The organism is Lysinibacillus alkalisoli, assembly GCF_014643595.1.
In the GTDB taxonomy this organism is placed as follows: domain Bacteria; phylum Bacillota; class Bacilli; order Bacillales_A; family Planococcaceae; genus Metalysinibacillus; species Metalysinibacillus alkalisoli.
Genome location: NZ_BMJT01000004.1, coordinates 151,756 through 172,501, shown reverse-complemented (window position 1 = coordinate 172,501; position 20,746 = coordinate 151,756). Strand labels below are relative to the sequence as shown.

Below are 20,746 nucleotides of genomic sequence, written 5' to 3'. Positions count from 1 at the left end.
CTAGTAACCCTCCCATAAATTCTTCACAGCTTGATACGCTTCTCTAGGTTGCGTGGCTTGCGTAATTGCTCGTCCTACTACAATGTGTGTCGAGCCATCTTTACGTGCGCTATCAGGCGTTGCGACACGTTTTTGATCATGTGCCTCACCACCAGCTAAACGGATACCAGGGGTAACACGTAAAAAATCTTCCCCACAACTATCACCTATCATAGCCGCTTCATACACTGAACATACGACCCCATCTAACCCAGCAGCTTTCGCTAGTTGAGCATAGTTTTTTACGGATGCTTCTAATGTTAAGGGGATTTGTTGTTCTTGTTGCATTTGTTGCTCTGTTGTAGAGGTAAGTTGTGTCACTGCAATTAACTTTGGGCGTTCTTGACCATGTGGTGTACCTTCCATTAAGCCTGCCATTGCAGCTTCCATCATTGCTTGTCCACCTGCCGCATGAACATTTACTAAATCGACTCCTAATTTAGCTAAGCCTCTCATAGCAGATTGCACTGTATTAGGAATATCATGTAATTTTAAATCTAAAAATACAGCATGACCTAATGCTTTGATCGCTGTAATAATTGATGGGCCTTCTTGTAAATAAAGTTCCATGCCCACTTTCACGAATAATACTTCGTCAAAAGGTTGTAAGAATGCTATTACTTCCTCTTGAGTTGAAAAATCTAACGCAACAATAGGAGATTTTAACATTAACGATGACTCCTTCCAATGATGTCTGAAATGTGATGAATACCAAGTGCATCTAGTTTTTCAGGTAACGCTTCAATAATAGTTGGACAAACAAAATGATCTACAAAATTTGCTGTACCTACGGCTACTGCTGAAGCACCTGCCGACATAAAATCAATAACATCTTGTGCCTCGGTGACGCCACCCATGCCAATAATAGGGATATTCACTGCTTTATACACTTCATACACCATGCGAATGGCTACAGGCTTAACAGCTGGTCCTGATAAACCACCTGTACCATTAGCAATCACTGGTTTCCCTGTGCGCTCATTTAAACGCATACCTACTAATGTATTAATCATTGTAATGCCATCCGCACCACCAGCTTCAACCGCTTGAGCCAAATCGACAATGCTCGTCACATTTGGCGATAACTTTACATATACAGGTACTTGAGAAACTGCTTTCACAGCGGCTGTAAGTTCTTGAGCTGTTTTAGGGTCTGTACCAAATTGAATACCACCGCATTTTACATTAGGGCATGAGATATTGAGCTCTAATGCTTGTACATTAGGTGCTGTGGAAATACGCTTTGCCACTGCAACATAATCTGCTGTTTCAGAACCTGCGACATTTGCGATAATAGGCACATCATGTTGTTCAAGCCACTTCAATTCATGATTCATCACGTGCTCAAGCCCTGGATTTTGTAGCCCAATTGCATTTAACATCCCTGCTGAAGTCTCTGCTACTCGTGGGGTTGGATTACCTCTACGTGGTTCTTCTGTCGTCGCTTTAATCATAATTGCCCCTAATTTAGCTAAATCATATAATTGAGCATACTCTTGCCCAAACCCAAAACATCCTGATGCTGGCATAATGGGATTTTTTAATGTTAAGCCTGGCAGCTCTATTAATAATCGATTCATAATGCCACCGTACCTTTCGGAAATACTGGTCCATCTGAACATACTTTAACATAGTCTCTATCATCTTGATCTGTCGTATCACAGACACAAGCAAAACAAGCGCCTATACCGCAACCCATACGTTCTTCAAAAGACAAATAGCCTTCTTTATCTGGGTAATATTGTTCTAGTGCACGTAACATTGGTAATGGTCCACAAGAGTAGAACACATTGAATTCCGGTTGTAATTTATTCAATACATCTGTTACAAAGCCTGACTGACGATGTGTGCCATCGACTGTCACATAATGCGTTTCTCCTAATGCTAAAAATTCATTTTCATAGAAACATACATCAGCTGTTTGGAATCCCATGACATGAATGGTTTTAACACCTTTGGCATTTAATTGTTTTGCAAGCTCATGTAAGGGTGGCACACCTATACCACCACCTACTAGTAATGCTGTGTCTCCAGCCTGAACTTTATCAAGTGGGAATCCATTGCCAATCGGTCCTAAAATATCCACTTCTTCACCTTCACGCTTTGTCGCTAAAACCTTCGTACCGCGCCCCTCTGCACGGTAAATCATCGTGAATTCACTTGTTTCTTTGTTCACATCGGCAATACTAATTGGTCGTCGTAATAATGGCTCTAATGCATCTGTTACACGCACATGTACAAATTGCCCAGGCACCATGTCCTGAACAATTTGTCCGCGTAACGTAATTTCATAAATATGATGGGCAATTTGAGCTTGGCGAACGACCTTCATTCGCTCTTGCTTCATTTATTTTACCTCCGCTTTTGGCATTTCTTCTGCTGTAAATGTGATGGATTCAATCACGCGCAACATAGCTTCTGCTGTATCTAATGACGTTAGGCAAGGTACACCATTCTCTACAGACTCACGACGAATTCGGAAACCGTCACGAGCTGGTTGTTTCCCTTTAGTTAAAGTATTAATCACTAATTGAGCTTCACCATTTTGAATAACATCAAGTAACGTTTGTCCTTGCGCACCAATTTTCTCTACGATGTCTGTGCGAATTCCAGCCTCTTCAAATGTTTGAGCTGTACCTTCTGTAGCCAAAATACGGTAACCAACTGTTGAGAAACGTTTTGCCAAAGCTGTTGCCTCTTCTTTATCCTTATCTGATACTGTGAATAATACAGAGCCATGCGTTTGAATTTCCATGCCAGCTGCCACTAGTCCTTTATACAATGCTTTTTCTAACGTAGCGTCTTTACCCATAACTTCTCCTGTTGATTTCATTTCAGGCCCTAATGTAATGTCTACACGACGCAACTTAGCAAAACTAAATACTGGCACTTTAACGAATACACCTTTTTGTTCTGGCGCTAAACCTGTTGGATAACCTTGCGCCACAATAGATTGTCCTAAAATCGCTTTTGTTGCGATATTAGCCATAGGAATGTTAGTAATCTTACTCAAGAATGGTACTGTACGACTTGAGCGTGGATTTACCTCAATCACATATACCTCACCATCTGAAATAACGTACTGAATATTCATTAAACCAACAATGCCTAAACCTCGCGCTAAACGTGTCGTGTAATCTACTAATGTATCGACTTGTTGTTGTGTTAATTTTTGTGGTGGATATACAGAGATAGAGTCACCAGAGTGAACACCAGCGCGCTCGATATGTTCCATAATACCTGGAATCAATACATTCTCCCCATCACAAATCGCATCGACTTCGATTTCATTCCCTGTTAAATAACGGTCAATTAACACAGGGTGGTCGGGTGATGCTTCAACCGCATGTTCCATATAATGCTTTAATTCCTCTGTGTTATAAACAATTTCCATAGCTCGCCCACCAAGAACATATGATGGTCGCACTAATACAGGGAAACCAATCTCTTGACCAATTGCTAATGCTTCATCCGTTGAAATAGCTGTTTTACCTAAAGGTTGTGGAATACCAATCTCATGTAATGCTTGTTCAAATTTGTCACGATTTTCTGCACGATCAATGTCTTCCAATGTTGTACCTAAAATCTTAACGCCGTTAGCTTCTAGTTTGTCAGCTAGATTAATCGCTGTTTGCCCACCAAATTGAACGACAACACCTTTTGGTTGTTCTAAATCAATAATGTGCATCACATCTTCAATTGTTAATGGCTCAAAGTATAATTTATCTGAAATCGAGAAGTCTGTTGATACAGTCTCAGGATTCGAGTTAACAATAATTGCCTCGTACCCAGCTTCTTTGATTGCCCATACAGAATGCACCGTAGCATAATCAAATTCCACACCTTGTCCAATGCGAATTGGGCCTGAACCTAATACAATAACGGATTCTTTATCCGTTTTAATAGATTCATTCTCCTCCTCATATGAACCATAGAAGTATGGCGTGTTTGATTCAAACTCACCCGCACATGTATCTACCATTTTATATACAGGTACAATGCCATGTTGCTTACGGAAATCATACACTTCTTGTTCCGTTACATCCCATAATTCAGCTACTTTACGGTCTGCATAACCAATACGCTTTGCTTCATAAAGTATATCTTTATTTTGTTTGTTTGCAGCTAACTTCTCTTCCATTTTCACGATTTTTGCAAACTTATCTAAGAAGAATAAATCAATCGCTGACCACTCATGAATTTGTTCAATTGTTACACCTCTACGCAATGCTTCACCGATGAAGAATAGGCGCTCATCGCCAGCTTTGCGAATGCGTTTTTCAATCCATGCATCGTCATGCTCCGCACCATTTTTCAACTCTAAATGGTACTGACCTGTTTCTAATGAACGTACTGCTTTTAACATAGCCTCTTCAAAGTTACGACCTAATGCCATAACCTCGCCTGTTGCTTTCATTTGAGTGCCTAAGTTACGTTTAGCCGACTCAAATTTATCAAATGGCCAACGCGGAATTTTAGCTACAACATAATCAAGTGCTGGTTCGAAACACGCATATGTGGACTGGGTTACCGGATTAACAATCTCATCTAATGTTAAACCTACTGCAATTTTGGCTGCTAATTTTGCAATCGGATAACCTGTTGCTTTAGAAGCTAAAGCTGACGAACGTGACACACGCGGGTTCACTTCAATCACATAATATTGGAAGCTATATGGGTCTAGAGCAAGCTGAACGTTACAGCCGCCTTCAATTTTTAAAGCGCGAATAATATCAAGTGAGATATTACGTAGCATTTGGTTTTCACGATCTGTTAATGTTTGTACAGGCGCTACAACAATCGAATCACCTGTATGAATACCTACAGGGTCAACATTCTCCATATTACATACCACAATAGCGTTATCAGCAGAGTCACGCATTACTTCGTACTCAATCTCTTTATAACCTGCAATAGACTTCTCTAATAAACATTGTGTTACAGGTGAATATTTTAATCCAGATGCTACAATCTCCTCTAAATCTTGCTCATTATAGCAAATCCCTCCTCCTGTGCCGCCAAGTGTAAAGGCAGGACGCACAATAACGGGATAACCAATACGCTCCACAAAAGCATAAGCTTCTTGCAGATTATGAATAATATCTGATTCTGGCACAGGTGCACCTAACTCATACATTAAATTACGGAATAAATCACGGTCTTCTGCTTTATGAATAGCATCTAGTTTTGTTCCTAAAATCTCAACATTTAGTTCTTCTAAAATGCCTGACTCATCTAACTCAATTGCCATATTCAAACCTGTCTGACCACCTAATGTTGGTAAGAGAGCATCGGGGCGCTCTTTGCGAATAATACGAGATACAAACTCTAAAGAAATTGGCTCAATATAAACTTTATCTGCAATTTCTGTATCTGTCATAATTGTTGCTGGGTTCGAGTTAATTAAAATTACGCGATAGCCTTCCTCTTTTAATGAAAGACAAGCTTGCGTTCCTGCATAGTCAAATTCTGCTGCTTGACCAATAACAATTGGACCTGAACCAATAACTAAAATCGTTTTAATATCTGTACGTTTAGGCATGTTGTTTCCCCTTTTCTGCTTCTTTTTCCATTAGTGCAATAAAGTCATCAAATAAATGGTTTGAATCTTCTGGGCCTGGTGAACCTTCCGGATGGAATTGCACAGAGAAGATCGGATACCTTTTATGCTTCACACCTTCAACTGTGCCATCATTTAATGCTACATGCGTCACTTCTAGTTCTGTATTTACTAATGAAGCATCATCAATGGCATAACTATGATTTTGTGATGTTAATTCTGTACGACCTGTCGCTAATGATTTGACAGGGTGATTGCCACCACGGTGACCAAAGTCCAATTTAAATGACGTAGCACCACTTGCTAATGATAATACTTGGTGCCCTAAGCAAATGCCAAACATTGGCACTTGACCAATTAGCGATTTTACGGTCTCCACAGATTGTGGGATATCCATTGGGTTACCTGGGCCATTTGATAATAAAATACCATCTGGATGCCAAGCTAAAATCTCTTGTGCTGTTGTATGATACGGAACTACTAGTACATCACAATCACGCTTATTTAACTCACGTAAAATACCATGCTTCATGCCATAGTCAATCACAACGACACGCATACCACGCCCTGGACTTGGGTAAGCCGCTTTTGGCGAAACTTGTGCTACATGGTCGGAAATTAGTGGGGTTTGTTGTAACTTAGCCACATATTCTTCGATATTGACATCTTCATCTGCTGCTGTTAATAAAGCTCGCACAGTACCTTGCTTACGAATAATACGTGTTAGTTTGCGTGTGTCAATACCTTCAATTCCTGGAATGTCTTTAGAAATCAAATAATTATCTAACGTTTCATCCACTCTAAAGTTTGAAGGTGATTTCGCTAATTCACGCACAACTAAACCACGAATTTGTGGTGTAATACCTTCAAAATCATCACGATTAATACCGTAATTTCCGATCAAAGGGTAAGTTAATGTTACAATTTGCCCATAAAATGAAGGGTCTGTTATCGCTTCTTGGTAACCTGTCATACCTGTTGTAAATACGACCTCACCTTGTGAAGCAGCTTCACTGCCAAATGCTTGCCCTTTAAATACTGTGCCATCTTCTAAAATCAACATACGTGTTTTCATTGTGCGTCCTCCTGATATACAATCTCGCCTTCAAAAATTGTCATTACTGGCCATGCTTGTACTACCTTCGTATTAAATGGTGTGTTCTTGCCTTTAGAAACGAATGTTTCACGGTCGATTGCTTGCTCTTTTGTTAAATCAATTAATACGCAATCTGCTGATGCGCCAACCTTTAAAGCACCATATGGTAGATCGAATACTTGCGATGGTTTAATCGTCATCCAATCAATCAGTTGTTTTAATGTCCACTCACCTGTTTTCACAAAGCGTGTGTATAGTAGTGGGAATGCAATTTCAAAGCCGTGAATGCCAAATGGTGCTTCACTCATACCATTTGATTTTTCTTCTTCTGTATGTGGCGCATGATCAGTTGCGATGCAGTCGATTGTGCCATCTAATAAACCCTCACGTAATGCTTGTAAATCTTCTGCTCCACGTAATGGTGGATTCATTTTCCAGTTTGCATCATCGGAAGGAATATCATCTTCACATAGTAATAAATGATGCGGTGTTACTTCAGCTGTTACTTTTACACCCGCTTTTTTAGCATCACGGATAACGCGTACGGACTCTTTTGTTGATACGTGACAAACATGGTAGTGTGCGCCCGCTGCTTCTGCAAGTAAAATATCACGTGCGATATGCACTGATTCACAGACAGAAGGAATCCCTTTTAACCCAAGCTCCTTATTGCGCTTACCTTCATGCATGACACCACCGTAAATTAATGAGTTATCTTCACAGTGTGCAACTACTGCCATATTAAGTTTAGCAGCATCCTGCATACACTCAAACATTGTCGCAGCTGTTTGTACACCTACACCATCATCTGTGAAAGCAAATGCACCATGTTCTTTTAAAGCAGCTAAATCTGTACGTTCTTTGCCTGCTTGACGGACTGTTAATGACGCATAAGGTAATACGCGAATTTTAGCGTTATCTTTAATTAATGTATTCACAAGCTCAAGATTTTCTACTGTGTCTGGTACTGGACGTGTATTGGGCATTGAGCACACTGTAGTATAACCACCCTTTGCTGCTGATGCTGTACCTGTTGCAATCGTTTCTTTCTTTTCGCCGCCTGGCTCGCGTAAGTGAACATGTACATCGACAAAACCTGGTGCTAGTAAGTTACCCTTACCGTCAATCACGTTAGCACCTTCCGTTTGTACGTCTCCGATTTTAGCAATCTTACCCGCCTCAATCGCCACGCTTGTGTCGATTAGTTCCCCTTGCTCGTTTAACATTTTGACATTTTGAATAACTGTTTTCATTTTATTCTCTCCCTTTCAAAAGTGTTTCAACAATTGCCATGCGAACATAAACTCCGTTCTGCACTTGCTCAAAAATGCGTGAGCGCTCGCACTCCACTAATGTAGTATCAATTTCGACACCCCGGTTAATTGGGGCTGGATGCATGATGATTGCACCGTCTTTCATTTGTTTCTCACGCGCTAGCGTTAAGCCATACTGCTCATGATACCCCTCTTTAGAGAAGTCTTTATTGACTTTATGACGCTCATGCTGCACACGTAATAACATAATGACATCACTTTCTTCTATTAAATCGTCCCAATTATGATGTGCTGTAAAATTACCTGCCCACTCTGGTGGACATAAATAATGAACACTCGCACCAAGACGCTCTAATGCAATAGCGTTTGACTTTGCTACACGGCTATGTGAAATGTCACCAGCAATCGTAATAGTCAAACCTTCAAAACTACCAAACTCTTTTTTTATTGTATATAAATCAAGCAATGATTGAGAAGGATGTTGTCCTGCTCCATCACCTGCATTAATTATCGCTACATGAATACCTTCTAATAATTCATTATAATACTCGTCTTCTTTAGCCCGTATCACTACAGCATCTAAACCAATCATTTCTAATGTTTTGACAGTGTCATACATCGTTTCACCTTTTAGGGCACTTGAAAAGCCTGCATCAAAAGGGATTACTGTACAACCTAGATTGCGCTCTGCCATTTCAAAACTTGTTTTCGTCCGTGTGCTTGGCTCAAAAAATAAATTAGCAATATGATAAGAGCGTTGTAATGTAGTTACTTCACCAGCCTCAAATTGTGCTGCGCGATCTAAGATTGCTATGATCTCGTCATTGGTTAAATGCTCCATGGACAATAAATTTTTCATGATTGGTTGCCTCCAAATTGTTTTTTATAATAAAAAATGCCTCGCTTATATCACTGCGAGGCATAGGGAGGCATGGCAAGACAGAGCTGTAGCTATTAGGCCTTGCTCATGTTTACCAAGTTCCCCTTTTTTGCCTCTCTGGACAATCTGTTAAAAGGTACTGCTATTCTTTTGTTCGTTGCTCTTCTATTTGTTTGGTGTAAGGTGATTTTGGCAACACTAGATTTAAAACAACACCAATAATAGCTGCTAAAGCCATACCTTCTAGTGATACGATACCTAAGTCAAACTTTGCCCCGCCAATCCCTATGATCAAAACAACAGAGGCAATTACTAAGTTTCTACTTTCGCCAAAATCAATATTATTTTCTATTAACATACGTAAGCCACTTGAAGCAATGATACCAAATAATAGGATGGATACGCCACCTAAAACAGATGTCGGAATTGTGGCAATGACTGCCATCGTTTTACCTGAGAAAGATAAGAGTATAGCAATAACTGCTGCCCCTAGAATAACAAACACACTGTAGACACGTGTAATAGCTAATACACCAATGTTCTCGCCATATGTTGTTTTTGGGGGTCCTCCAATTAATGCACTGATAAAGGTTCCAATACCATCACCTAACAGTGAACGATGTAAACCCGGACTCTCTAAATAATTACGGTCGACTACTCTTCCTAATACGAGTTGATGTCCAATATGTTCTGAAATGGTGACTAATACAACAGGAACCATGATGAGCAACAGTTTACCTGTCACAACAAAGTCATAATCTACACCTGGAAGTAAAAATTGTGGCATCTCAAACATCTTTGCTTCAGCAATAGCAGAGTAATCTACAATGCCGATCAACATAGCATACACATATCCCACAATCAACCCCATTAAGATAGGCATTGTACTTAAAATCCCTTTAAAAAATACCGTAAAAATAATCGCTGTAAATAAGGTCACAAGTGCTGCCGAAAAATGTAATAAATTATATTCATCGTTAACCATCATAGCCATATTAACAGCTGTGCCTGACAAGCCTAAACCAATTACCATGATCACAGGCCCTACAACAATAGGTGGCATCAATTTCATTAACCATTTATAGCCTGTACGCCAAATCATTAATGACACAATCCCATACACAAGCCCCACAGCCATAGCACCAATCATTGCGCTACCTGGGCCATCAATTTTACTCGCTAATATAATAGGTGTAATAAAAGCAAATGATGAACCTAAGTAAGCAGGCACTTCAAATCGTGTAATTAATAAAAAGATAATGGTTGCAATCCCACTTGTTAATAACGCAATAGCAGGACTTAAATTTACTAATGTTGGTACAAGTATGGTTGAGCCAAACATGGCAAACATATGTTGTACACTTAAAGTAATAAGTGACAATGGTTTTGGTACATCTTTAACGTCTAAGCGAGCATTACTTGCCATGATGTCATTCTCCTTGTTTCTGAATTGTTACGCTATCCACTTCATCAACTTCTGCTAAATTTACAACAATCTTTTCAACGCTAGAAGTCGGAATATTTTTACCCACATAGTCAGCACGGATGGGCAATTCTCTATGCCCGCGGTCTACTAGGACGGCTAATTGAATTTGCGATGGTCTGCCTAAATCCATTACAGCATCAAGTGCTGCGCGTACTGTTCTACCTGTAAACAATACATCATCTACTAAAATAATTTTCTGTCCCGCTACATCATCACTTATGGCAACTTGCTGTACTAGCGCTTCAGGCGGGTCATTCTTTACCGTTAAATCATCGCGATACAAGGTGATATCTAACTCACCTGTGCGAATCGGTTTACCTTCGATTTGTTCAATTCGGTCTGCTAAACGTTTAGCTAAAAATGCACCACGTGTTTTTATCCCTACTAAAATACACGCATCAATCCCTTTATTCCGTTCAATAATTTCATGTGCAATACGTGTGATGGCACGTGTCATAGAGGGGCCATCTAATAAAATGGACTTTGTCATTACAAATCTCCTTTCACTCATAAAAAAAGATGCCTCGCTAACGGGCATCTTTAAAAACGTCAACTCATATAAAAAGCCGCCCAATAAGTAACTATACTTACTGGGCAGCGTTATGAGCACACGAAAAATCTAAACATATAACAGATTTGTCTCGCAAATTGTTATCGTTTTATCCAATACCTTCTCAGTCTCTCTGGACTGCCCGTTAAAGGTGAATCATTTAGTTGTTTTGTTTACTGACGTTAAGTCTATACTTCTTACTACACATTGTCAACCTTCATTTCGCAATTGTTGTAGGATTTCTTCAAAGTCCTTTGGTAAAGGCGCTTCAAACTGGATATATTGATTGGTAATGGGATGCACAAACCCAATAACCCCTGCATGCAGGACTTGTCCACCTACATCCATTGTCTTCTTTGGTCCATATTTAGGATCGCCAACCAATGGAAAACCAATATAATTCATATGCACACGAATTTGGTGTGTGCGACCTGTTTCTAACTGACACTCTACCAAGGTATACTCTTCAAATCGTTCTAATACATTAAAATGTGTAACAGCATGTTTACCATTATCTACAACTGCTTGCTTTTGACGATCTCTCGTATCACGTGCAATTGGTGCATCAATTGTTCCTTTATCATGTGCTATGCGACCATGAACTAATGCCTTATATTTACGTGTTACAGTCTTATCCACAAGCTGTTGTACTAAATTTTCATGTGCCACATTTGTTTTCGCAATCATTAATAGACCTGATGTATCTTTATCTATGCGATGTACAATACCTGGACGCAACTCGCCATTTAAATCTGATAATGGGCTCACTTGATGTAACAAACCATTGACCAATGTATCCGATAGGTGACCTGGTGCAGGATGCACAACCATACCTTTTGGTTTATACACGACCGCAACATCATCATCTTCATAGACAATGTGCAATTGTAAATCTTGTGGTAAAATTGTGAAATCTTCTTCCGCAGGTACGTCTACTACGATTTGATCTAATAATTTCACTTTATATTTTGCTTTTGGAACATTCCCATTTATTGTGATACGTCCATCTTCAATCCATGAGCTCACTAATGTACGTGACCACTCCGTCTGTAGCATCGCTAACGCCTTATCTAATCGTTCACCTGCTACTTCTTCTGTAATTTGAATTGTTTCAACTGTCATGATTTCACCTGTTTCTTCTGTTTTCGTTCATCGATCCACATACCAATAATTAAAATAATAACAGCAAATGTTAACGCGGCATCTGCAATATTAAAAATCGGAAAATAATAGTTAATGCCTGGGATTAATACACTTACAAAATCTACGACCTCTCCTCTAAATAGTCGATCAATAAAGTTACCAATGGCACCGCCTAATAATAACATTAAACCAATTTGTAAGGGGAATTTACCTTTAGCTTCTTTATGGAAAAAGTAAATAACAGCCGCAATCACAATAATTGTAACGATAGTAAAGAACATCATCTTTCCTTCTAACATCCCCCATGCAGCTCCACGATTGCGATGAGACAAAATAGCAAAGTATGGATCCCATATCATAATACGTTCACCAATCTCCATATTTTTAACAATTAACCATTTGCTCCACTGATCTAGCAAAATGACAAATAAGGCAATGCCATAAAATTTATACACATACAAACCTCCAATACAATAGCTATACCTATGATACAAGTTTTTCAACAAATACGCACTCATAACAAAAGACATTCACAAAAAAATGTGAATGTCTGCGTATTATCGCTATTAAATTGTTTCCGAACCTTTATCATGTACCTTTTTCATAAATTCATTTACATCAGCCGGTACTTGTCGGTCTAATAAGGACACAATAATCACTGATAAGAAACCAACTGGTACAGTAATCAAACCTGGTATTTTAAACTGTAAGGCTTCTGGTAGTGTACCTGGCAAGAAGATAAACCACATGGACACAAGCAAACCAATGATTAAACCTGCAATCGCCCCTTTTTCCGTCATACCTCGCCACCAAATACCCAAAATAAAGATTGGTGTAAAGGTACTTGCTGCCACAGTAAAGGCTAATGCTACCAGATGCCCAATAGAAGCGTCTTTTACCAACAAACCTAGCGCTCCATACAACACACCTAAAATTACAATCGCTACTTTCGCTGCAATAACACGTTCCTTTTGCGAAATGTTATTCTTTTTAATAAAGGTGGCATATAAATCGTGTGCTAATGCACCTGAGCTCGTAATAAACAAGCCAGATAAGTTGGAGAATACGGCCGCAAAAGCCCCTGCAATAACTAAACCAAGCAGCCATTCTCCACCTAGCGCCTGTGCGGTTGATGGAATAACCATGTTATTACCACCTAACACTAAATCTTTCATAACTTCATCTGTAGCATTCCCTGCTAAGAAAATTGCACGACCTACAACACCTAAATAAACGGCTAAGAAGAAGAACACACTAGCAATACCAATTGCCATCAATGCTGACTTTCGTGCTGCTTTAGCACTTGGATTCGTGTAAAAACGTAATAAAATATGTGGTAAGCCTATCGTTCCTAAAGCTAAACCTATTGTCATACTAATGGTTTGCCAAAACGTCGGGAAGTAAAACCCTGTGCCTGTCCAAGCTTTACCATCAAAATCAATATTACTGCCGTCAAGCGCATATGGTGATGTCCCTTCAATCGGGCCTGCAAAGTGATTAATCGCATATAGTATTTTATCGTAATGTAAACCGCTATACATCGCAGCGATTAACATAATAAGAAAGGCACCCAATCGAATCCATAGTTCTAGTGCTTGGTTAATTGTCGTTCCCTTCATACCACCAATACCCACATAGAAAATCATAACAACACACGTAAAGATAATACCAAATTCATAAGATGTACCAAAGAACATACTTAAAATTTGAGCGGCACCTAATAGTTGAGGTGCTGCATAGAAACCAGAGATTGCAAGCACGACAACAACAGCAGCTAATCTTGCACGTCGACTATGAAAACGATAAGCTAAAAAGTCGGCTACTGTAAAAGCACCAAATCTACGCAATGGACCCGCCACAAAAATGGCTAATAATGTTAAACCTATAGAGAAACAAAACGCATAATATGCGCCATCATATCCTAATTGAAACGTTAAACCTGCAATCCCCAAAAACGTTGCAGCACTTAAATAATCGCCACCAATAGCTGAACCATTCATAAACCATCCAAAACTTCGTCCCCCAACAAAGAAATCAGATGCTGTTGTATTCTTTTTCGTTAAATATGTGATATAGACAATGGTACCCATTAATACAATAGTTAAAATCATTTTTGGCTCTAATAACATGCTCATGACACATACCCCCTTGTATGAAGTTATTGATCAAATTTTTTCAAGCGTTTTTCATACAACTTCGTATGAATATAAGCAATAATAAAAGCCATCGCCATCATCACTACTGTTGTAATAAACCATGTGACCGTCATGCCTCCCCAGATGGGTTTAAAGGCAATTTCAGGAAAGTACCAATTTAAGACAGGTATACTAAAAATCAAAATAAAATAAAAACCAGATAACGCAGTACCTGTCTTTAATTCCCCTTTCATGATGTCATTGGTTTGCTTGTCAAGAGGTGGTAAGTCTTTGTAATGGATTGTGCCATGTTCAACATAATCATAGTGATCATCTTTTTCCGTCATCATTCATTCCCCCTTTATCTAACCTTATTCGTTATTTTACGTGATAATTTGTAGATAAAAATACAATATTTTGCTATATACATACAAATTAATGCTCGTTTGAGTTAAAATATAACTAATATCGTAAAGGTAGGTGATATAAATTGTTATGTGTTCACTGGCATATTCAAGCGATTTCAGAGCAAAAAGAGATGGAGCATTGGTTGAGCAGTTGGTTAAATACCTTGCCAGAGATGACTGCGCCAACGACCTATCATTTGCATATTTATGAGATCACAACTTTATTTGACTGGGTAAAAATTAATCGCTTGCGAAAGCGCGATGAGCAACCCTTTATCATTCCTATTATTCCTATACATCTTGCCTTTTCATCTCCTGTAGCAGTTGATTTAAAATTAACATCCTTACTCATTAAACCTGTCACGCAACATAAATTACTTTGGGGCGCAAAAAAGTTATATGATGCATACCATGCACAACAAATCCAAACATTATCGATTAAAGATATTGGTGAGCAATTTGATCATCAGCATAATACGCCTTTTCAAAAAGCTTTTTTACGCCGTTTAGTAAAAAATGAAATCCAACATGTTTCTGAAATTGAACAAGCTAATTCTTTTATCACAGCTGAAGCTATACCTAATATCGTGTTGTTGATGCAAGGTTTTGTTCATCCAGACTTCCAAATACACGATGCAAGAGCACGAATCATGAAAAAATTACGCATAGAATTTTCTGAACTTTCTCACATTACATTTTTACATAGTGAGCGTTATTTATTATTGTTACTTCGTATTCCAAAGCAAATCCCGTCATTAAAAGATTGGACACAAGGTTTAGTGGCTATAACAGCAGCCATTGAAGAGTTAAAAACACAAGGCATTTATATTTTCATTGGTGTTGGTAAAGTTTATCAAGACCCTACACAAGTCTATCGTTCCTACATGGAAGCAAGAACAGCGCGAAGAAAACCCGCTGTTAACCATTTACATCTGCGCTTTTATGAGGACTTAACAATGAATGAACATATTGAGCGAGCAATCGCTTTTATTGAGCAAAATTGTACAGAACCCATTACAGCTCAACAAGTGGCAAATGTTATTGGCTTTAGTCCCTCACATTTTAGCCGTGTGTTTAAACGTGAAGTTGGTCGTAGTTTTGTTGATTATGTAGCCATTACTAGAATCATTCGTGCCTTACCATATCTACGTAAGCAATATAGCCTAGATGTTATTGCGGACACTGTTGGCTTTAATACACCCAATTATTTTAGTATGAGTTTTAAAAAATATGTTGGCTTCTCACCTAAGGTTTATCGCAATACAATAGAGATCTCATTTAAATAGAAAAGGGAATATTCTATCAAGGTATGTGCATACATACGATGCTTTAAAAGCAAAAAAGGTAAGGCGATTTTAATTATCGCCCTACCTTTTATTTTAATACTTTCATTTATTTACTCTACATCTGCATAATATGTTTCGACAACTGTTGCACAGCGTGTACATAATTGTGGATGCTTATCATTTTGGCCTACTGTTTCAGAAATTGACCAACAACGCTCACATTTTTCACCCTCTGCCTTTGTAACGACAACTGCCATTTTCTCCAATGTTAAAGCATCTGCTGGCGCATCCTTCTTCGTGCCAGCTACTACTAATTGCGATACAATACTTAACTGGGCAAAATCTACACTCTCTAAAATCTGGCTCACTTCTGCATTCGCATAAATTGTAACTTTTGCCTCTAGTGATTTACCAATGATTTTTGCATTACGTGCTTCTTCTAAAGCTTTTAACACTTCATCACGTAGGGCAATAACATTTTCCCACTTCGCACGTAGCTCTGTAAATACCACATGCTCAACTGGTTCTGGGAAGTCGGTTAATTGTACAGAAACTTCTTCCATATCCATTACAGCCCACAGTTCGTCTGTCGTATGCGGGATAATTGGTGTTAACACTTTAACTAACGTCAGTAATGTATCATACATTACGGTTTGCATTGCACGACGTGCTGCATGATCATAACCTTCAATGTATACAACATCTTTAGCAATATCTAAGTAGAATGAACTTAATTCAACCGCAACAAAATTATTTACAGTATGGTATACAGCTGCGAAGTCATAACGCTCATATGCTGCATGTACCGCCTTTAAGACATCTTGCAAGCGCATATACATATATTGATCCATCTCACGTAAATCCTCGAATGCTACACGGTCTGTTGCCTCATTGAAGTCCGAAACATTACCATGTAGGAAACGGAACGTATTACGGATTTTACGGTAAACTTCTGATACTTGTTTAAATAGAGCGTCTGATACACGCACATCTGCTGTGTAGTCTACTGACGCTGCCCATAAACGCAAAATATCCGCACCCATTTGATTCATTACTTTTACTGGTGCAATGGTATTTCCTAGTGATTTACTCATTTTACGTCCCTTATCATCTAGTGTAAAGCCATGTGATAATAAGCCTTTGTATGGTGCAACATCATTGATCGCTACACTTGTAATAAGCGATGAGTTAAACCAACCACGATATTGGTCAGAGCCTTCTAGGTAAAGGTCAGCAGGGTATTTCATACCGCGCTCTACTAGCACACCTTGATGGGTTGACCCTGAGTCAAACCAAACGTCCATAATATCATTTTCTTTAGTAAATTTACCATTTGGGCTACCCTCATGTGTAAAGCCTTCAGGTAATAACTCTTCTGCTTCACGCTTAAACCAAATATTTGAACCATGCTCACGGAATAATTGTGATACGTGTGCAATGGTTTCTGGTGTAATGATGGGTTCTTCATTTTCAGCATAAAAAATCGGAATTGGTACACCCCATACACGCTGACGAGAGATTACCCAGTCCCCACGATCACGAATCATATTATAAAGACGTGTTTTACCCCAAGCAGGTGTAAATGTTGTATCATCTACCGCTGTTAACAATTCGTCACGGAATGCATCAATTGATGCAAACCACTGCGGTGTTGCACGATAAATAACAGGTTTTTTTGTACGCCAGTCATGTGGATAAGAGTGCGTAAAGAATGTTAATTTTTCTAATGCGCCCAGTTCTTCTAACTTTTCTGTTATAAGTTTATTGGCATTGTCATAGAAAACCCCTTCAAAACCTGGTGCTTCACTTGTGAATACACCTCGGTTGTCTACAGGGCTTAAAATAGGTAAGCCATACTGTTTACCAACTTGATAGTCGTCTTCACCATGACCTGGAGCTGTATGGACACAACCTGTACCAGCATCAGTTGTCACATGTTCACCTAACATTACTAATGAATCACGATCATAAAATGGGTGAGCTGCCACTACACGATCTAATTTTTCACCTAGTATTTCTTCTACTACCTCATATGTTTCCCACTCTAGTGCTTGAGCTACAGTCTCTACCAAATCTTTTGCTACGATAAACTTGTTGTCATTTACTTGTACAACAGCATAGAAAAATTCAGGGTGTACAGAAATACCTAGGTTTGCTGGTAATGTCCAAGGTGTTGTTGTCCAAATAATAAATTTGGCATCTGCTGGGACAACGTCTTTGCCATCTTTCACCTTAAAGCTCACATAAATAGATGGGGATTGTTTGTCTTGGTATTCAATTTCTGCTTCTGCTAAGGCAGACTCAGATGATGGTGACCAATATACCGGTTTTAAACCTTTATAAATATAACCTTTTTCTGCCATCTTACCGAATACTTCGATTTGACGGGCTTCCACCTCTGGCTTTAATGTAATATAGGGGTTATCCCAATCACCACGCACACCTAATCTGCGGAACTGTGCTTTTTGTAATTCAATTTGCTCATTCGCATATTTTTCACATAACTCTCTGAAATCAGCTACTGACATTTCTTTACGTTTAACACCTTTGTTGGTTAAGGCTTGTTCAATTGGTAAACCATGTGTATCCCAACCAGGTACATAAGGTACATGATAACCTGTCATTGAACGGTGGCGATTAATCATATCTTTTAAGATTTTATTTAATGCGTGCCCTAAATGAATTTCCCCATTCGCAAATGGAGGGCCATCGTGTAAGACAAAGTGAGGGCGATCTTTTGTACGCGCCAACTGCAGCGCATTAATATCCATCTGATCCCATTTTTCTTGCATTTTTGGTTCATTGTTTGGCAAATTCCCACGCATAGGGAATGCTGTTTTTGGCATTAATAATGTATTTTTGTACTCTACCATGTTGTATCCTCCTCAAATGTAAATAAAAAAGCCCCATCCCTGAAAGGGACGAAGCTTGAACTCGTGGTACCACCCTAATTTATAATACAAATTGTACTATGTCTTAGACGCATTAACGCTGCGTAACGAAAGAGCCTACTCAATAGCCTAATTCAGCTGCTTTACTCTGGAGTGATGTTACATGTATTTTGATTCATTAGGCTCACACTGTCCCTAACTCGCTTAGCAAGAGCAAAATCATATACTCGTCTCCGTCATCGTTTTATCTATAGGTTTGTCATAAGTATAGAAAAAGGATGCTACTTCGTCAAGCCTCATTCCGCTTCTTCTGACTCATTTTTAATTAATTCTTGTTCTGCGTTTTCTAATAAATGATCCCAATCGCCTGTATTCAGCAAATCTAATTGTGCTTCTACTAACATTTTAAAGCGGTTGCGGAAAACTTTTGATTGTTTTGTCAATTCTTCTACTTCTATATTTGCCGCACGAGACTTTGCTAATGCTTCATTAATAATACGCTCAGCATTTTTTTCAGCCTCTTTAATAATTAACTTAGCTTCCTTTTGCGAATTTCGGCGTACTTCATCAGCCGCTTCTTGTGCAACCATTATTGATTTTTGTAATGTTTCTTCCATCGTATTAAAATGATTAACTTGTTCTGTCATCATATGCACTTGTTGCTCGAGTTCTTTTTTCTCTCGTATTAAAATTTCATAATCTTTTATAATCTGATCTAAAAACTCATTCACTTCATCTTCTGAATAACCACGAAATGTTTTAGTGAATTCTTTGTTATTAATATCGATCGGTGATAACGGCATGTACTCCTTCGCTCCTTTAACACTATAATCTTATTGTACATTATACCTTGTTTACCCGTATTTTACACGATAAATTCAAGGTTAAGCCATAAAGCCTACTTGTAAACGAATTTTATCTTTACGTGTTGTCCCTTCAATCGCTACAATTTTATAACGTCCATATTGACGAATGGATAATAAGTCTTGTTCTTGTATTTCAAATGAACGGTCATCTCTCACCGTGAAATTGACTTGCACCCTACCTGCTTGAATAAGTTGTTGTGCCTTTTGTCTACTCAATTTTAATATCGTAGCTAAAATGGCATCTAATCGCATAGCAGATACCGTTATAACTTGAATTTGCCATGCTGTAATATCTTGTGGTATCGCTTCTTTATGTGAGATTGGTTGCAATTGTACTTTTGTTTTATTCATTTGGATGAGTTGCATTTGAATATAGTCAGCGATTTCCTCAGCTACAGCCAGTTGTATCTCTTGTCCTTTAATACGAATATCCCCGAAACGCGAACGTACTAAACCGTTAGCTAATAATGACCCCAGCACTTGTGGATGTGTTAGGGTAGCAAATTTCATGGCATACTCAACACGAAATAACTGTACCCCTAAATCCTCCATGCTAGCCTCATAATAAGGTGGATATAATAACATTCGTTTACGTTCTGCTTGTTCAAACCCACCATCACTATAAACATTACTTTCCGTTTGTTGAATAATGGCACGTACAATAAAACGCTCTCTAGGATTCAAAAAATCTGTGCGTTTGGGATAGTAGCGTTCTTCTACTTCTCGTTGCCAACCTACTACTTGTTCAATAAATGGTTGCTCTTCTTTTCTAAAGTGTTGATAAATGTGTTCCATATGATCTCTCCTATAACGTAATAAATAAAAAAATAGCAAAGTTGAAAATTCAACTCTGCCATACGACGTTATTAAAATGATGTTAATAAGATGACAATACCTCTAAATGCAAAATTCAATGCTAAAATGGCAACGATTGGTGATATATCAATCATGCCAATTGGCGGAATAATTTTTCTGAATATGCTTAAATAGGGCTCACAAACTTTAGCTAAAATTTGACCAAACTTAGATTCTTGTGCTGCAGGTACCCAACTCATTAAAATATAAATAATAATCATATAGGTATATGCTGTAAAGACCATATTTAGCACATTTAATAGGTTAAAAATCATGTA

Annotated in this window: 18 protein-coding genes and 1 other annotated feature; of the genes, 1 reads left to right on the top strand and 17 read right to left on the bottom strand. The window is 38.6% G+C overall.

Annotation, left to right across the window (positions count from 1 at the left end; genetic code table 11):
• From pyrF to IEW44_RS07165, 13 genes are all read right to left on the bottom strand, one after another.
• The gene (gene pyrF / locus IEW44_RS07225) at positions 1-708 is read right to left on the bottom strand and encodes an orotidine-5'-phosphate decarboxylase (RefSeq protein ID WP_188614376.1); all 708 of its coding nucleotides are present in this window, start codon (positions 706-708) and stop codon (positions 1-3) included.
• Positions 708-1,619, bottom strand: a complete 912-nt coding sequence (locus tag IEW44_RS07220; RefSeq protein WP_188614375.1) for a dihydroorotate dehydrogenase — start codon at positions 1,617-1,619, stop codon at positions 708-710. Before IEW44_RS07220 ends, pyrF begins: the two co-directional genes overlap by 1 nt.
• Positions 1,616-2,386 (bottom strand): dihydroorotate dehydrogenase electron transfer subunit, encoded by a 771-nt coding sequence (locus tag IEW44_RS07215; RefSeq protein ID WP_188614374.1) that lies wholly within the window; start codon positions 2,384-2,386, stop codon positions 1,616-1,618. The genes IEW44_RS07220 and IEW44_RS07215 overlap by 4 nt, the downstream gene beginning before the upstream one ends.
• A complete protein-coding gene (gene carB / locus IEW44_RS07210; protein WP_188614373.1) occupies positions 2,387-5,581 on the bottom strand; it encodes a carbamoyl-phosphate synthase large subunit in 3,195 nt (1,064 codons plus the stop codon).
• Positions 5,574-6,674: a glutamine-hydrolyzing carbamoyl-phosphate synthase small subunit gene (gene carA / locus IEW44_RS07205; RefSeq protein WP_188614372.1), complete on the bottom strand. Its 1,101-nt coding sequence runs from the start codon at positions 6,672-6,674 to the stop codon at positions 5,574-5,576. The genes carB and carA overlap by 8 nt, the downstream gene beginning before the upstream one ends.
• Positions 6,671-7,948, bottom strand: a complete 1,278-nt coding sequence (pyrC, locus tag IEW44_RS07200) for a dihydroorotase (protein WP_188614371.1) — start codon at positions 7,946-7,948, stop codon at positions 6,671-6,673. Before pyrC ends, carA begins: the two co-directional genes overlap by 4 nt.
• A gap of 1 nt (position 7,949) precedes the next feature.
• Positions 7,950-8,828, bottom strand: a complete 879-nt coding sequence (locus IEW44_RS07195) for an aspartate carbamoyltransferase catalytic subunit (protein WP_188614370.1) — start codon at positions 8,826-8,828, stop codon at positions 7,950-7,952.
• 163 nt (positions 8,829-8,991) lie between these two features.
• Positions 8,992-10,275, bottom strand: coding sequence for a solute carrier family 23 protein (locus IEW44_RS07190; protein ID WP_188614369.1), 1,284 nt, complete (start codon positions 10,273-10,275; stop codon positions 8,992-8,994).
• Positions 10,276-10,279: 4 nt separating this feature from the next.
• Positions 10,280-10,825 carry a bifunctional pyr operon transcriptional regulator/uracil phosphoribosyltransferase PyrR gene (gene pyrR / locus IEW44_RS07185; protein ID WP_188614368.1) on the bottom strand — a complete coding sequence of 182 codons (546 nt, stop codon included), beginning with the start codon at positions 10,823-10,825 and terminating at the stop codon, positions 10,280-10,282.
• A 270-nt stretch (positions 10,826-11,095) separates the two neighbouring features.
• Positions 11,096-12,007 carry an RluA family pseudouridine synthase gene (locus IEW44_RS07180; protein ID WP_188614367.1) on the bottom strand — a complete coding sequence of 304 codons (912 nt, stop codon included), beginning with the start codon at positions 12,005-12,007 and terminating at the stop codon, positions 11,096-11,098.
• On the bottom strand, positions 12,004-12,483 hold the full coding sequence (gene lspA / locus IEW44_RS07175) for a signal peptidase II (protein WP_229704185.1): 480 nt from the start codon (positions 12,481-12,483) through the stop codon (positions 12,004-12,006). Before lspA ends, IEW44_RS07180 begins: the two co-directional genes overlap by 4 nt.
• A 111-nt stretch (positions 12,484-12,594) precedes the next feature.
• Positions 12,595-14,163, bottom strand: coding sequence for a sodium/solute symporter (locus IEW44_RS07170; RefSeq protein ID WP_188614365.1), 1,569 nt, complete (start codon positions 14,161-14,163; stop codon positions 12,595-12,597).
• Positions 14,164-14,186: 23 nt separating this feature from the next.
• The gene (locus IEW44_RS07165) at positions 14,187-14,510 is read right to left on the bottom strand and encodes a DUF485 domain-containing protein (protein WP_188614364.1); all 324 of its coding nucleotides are present in this window, start codon (positions 14,508-14,510) and stop codon (positions 14,187-14,189) included.
• Between the two features lie 143 nt (positions 14,511-14,653).
• On the opposite strand from IEW44_RS07165, the gene IEW44_RS07160 reads away from it, so the two are divergent.
• Positions 14,654-15,856: a helix-turn-helix transcriptional regulator gene (locus tag IEW44_RS07160; RefSeq protein WP_188614363.1), complete on the top strand. Its 1,203-nt coding sequence runs from the start codon at positions 14,654-14,656 to the stop codon at positions 15,854-15,856.
• Between the two features lie 110 nt (positions 15,857-15,966).
• Here IEW44_RS07160 and ileS read toward each other — a convergent pair whose 3' ends face one another.
• The 4 genes from ileS to IEW44_RS07140 all read right to left on the bottom strand — a co-directional run bounded on the left by ileS (position 15,967) and on the right by IEW44_RS07140 (position 20,743).
• Positions 15,967-18,729: an isoleucine--tRNA ligase gene (gene ileS, locus IEW44_RS07155; protein WP_188614362.1), complete on the bottom strand. Its 2,763-nt coding sequence runs from the start codon at positions 18,727-18,729 to the stop codon at positions 15,967-15,969.
• Between the two features lie 41 nt (positions 18,730-18,770).
• Positions 18,771-18,996, bottom strand: a binding site (T-box leader).
• A gap of 47 nt (positions 18,997-19,043) precedes the next feature.
• Entirely contained in the window at positions 19,044-19,550 is a 507-nt protein-coding gene (locus tag IEW44_RS07150; RefSeq protein ID WP_188614361.1) for a DivIVA domain-containing protein, read from the bottom strand.
• A gap of 81 nt (positions 19,551-19,631) precedes the next feature.
• Positions 19,632-20,408: a YlmH family RNA-binding protein gene (locus IEW44_RS07145; RefSeq protein ID WP_188614360.1), complete on the bottom strand. Its 777-nt coding sequence runs from the start codon at positions 20,406-20,408 to the stop codon at positions 19,632-19,634.
• Positions 20,409-20,479: 71 nt separating this feature from the next.
• Positions 20,480-20,743 carry a YggT family protein gene (locus IEW44_RS07140; RefSeq protein WP_188614359.1) on the bottom strand — a complete coding sequence of 88 codons (264 nt, stop codon included), beginning with the start codon at positions 20,741-20,743 and terminating at the stop codon, positions 20,480-20,482.
• Positions 20,744-20,746 lie beyond the last annotated feature (3 nt).

Excerpts from the sequence above, each read along its gene's own strand:
- pyrR (WP_188614368.1), bottom strand. The coding sequence starts at position 10,825 with ATGACAAAGTCCATTTTATTAGATGGCCCCTCTATGACACGTGCCATC.
- IEW44_RS07195 (WP_188614370.1), bottom strand. The coding sequence starts at position 8,828 with ATGAAAAATTTATTGTCCATGGAGCATTTAACCAATGACGAGATCATA.
- IEW44_RS07145 (WP_188614360.1), bottom strand. The coding sequence starts at position 20,408 with ATGGAACACATTTATCAACACTTTAGAAAAGAAGAGCAACCATTTATT.
- pyrC (WP_188614371.1), bottom strand. The coding sequence starts at position 7,948 with ATGAAAACAGTTATTCAAAATGTCAAAATGTTAAACGAGCAAGGGGAA.
- IEW44_RS07190 (WP_188614369.1), bottom strand. The coding sequence starts at position 10,275 with ATGGCAAGTAATGCTCGCTTAGACGTTAAAGATGTACCAAAACCATTG.
- IEW44_RS07165 (WP_188614364.1), bottom strand. The coding sequence starts at position 14,510 with ATGACGGAAAAAGATGATCACTATGATTATGTTGAACATGGCACAATC.
- ileS (WP_188614362.1), bottom strand. The coding sequence starts at position 18,729 with ATGGTAGAGTACAAAAATACATTATTAATGCCAAAAACAGCATTCCCT.
- carA (WP_188614372.1), bottom strand. The coding sequence starts at position 6,674 with ATGAAAACACGTATGTTGATTTTAGAAGATGGCACAGTATTTAAAGGG.
- carB (WP_188614373.1), bottom strand. The coding sequence starts at position 5,581 with ATGCCTAAACGTACAGATATTAAAACGATTTTAGTTATTGGTTCAGGT.
- pyrF (WP_188614376.1), bottom strand. The coding sequence starts at position 708 with ATGTTAAAATCTCCTATTGTTGCGTTAGATTTTTCAACTCAAGAGGAA.
- IEW44_RS07215 (WP_188614374.1), bottom strand. The coding sequence starts at position 2,386 with ATGAAGCAAGAGCGAATGAAGGTCGTTCGCCAAGCTCAAATTGCCCAT.
- IEW44_RS07170 (WP_188614365.1), bottom strand. The coding sequence starts at position 14,163 with ATGAGCATGTTATTAGAGCCAAAAATGATTTTAACTATTGTATTAATG.
- IEW44_RS07220 (WP_188614375.1), bottom strand. The coding sequence starts at position 1,619 with ATGAATCGATTATTAATAGAGCTGCCAGGCTTAACATTAAAAAATCCC.
- IEW44_RS07140 (WP_188614359.1), bottom strand. The coding sequence starts at position 20,743 with ATGATTTTTAACCTATTAAATGTGCTAAATATGGTCTTTACAGCATAT.
- IEW44_RS07150 (WP_188614361.1), bottom strand. The coding sequence starts at position 19,550 with ATGCCGTTATCACCGATCGATATTAATAACAAAGAATTCACTAAAACA.
- IEW44_RS07180 (WP_188614367.1), bottom strand. The coding sequence starts at position 12,007 with ATGACAGTTGAAACAATTCAAATTACAGAAGAAGTAGCAGGTGAACGA.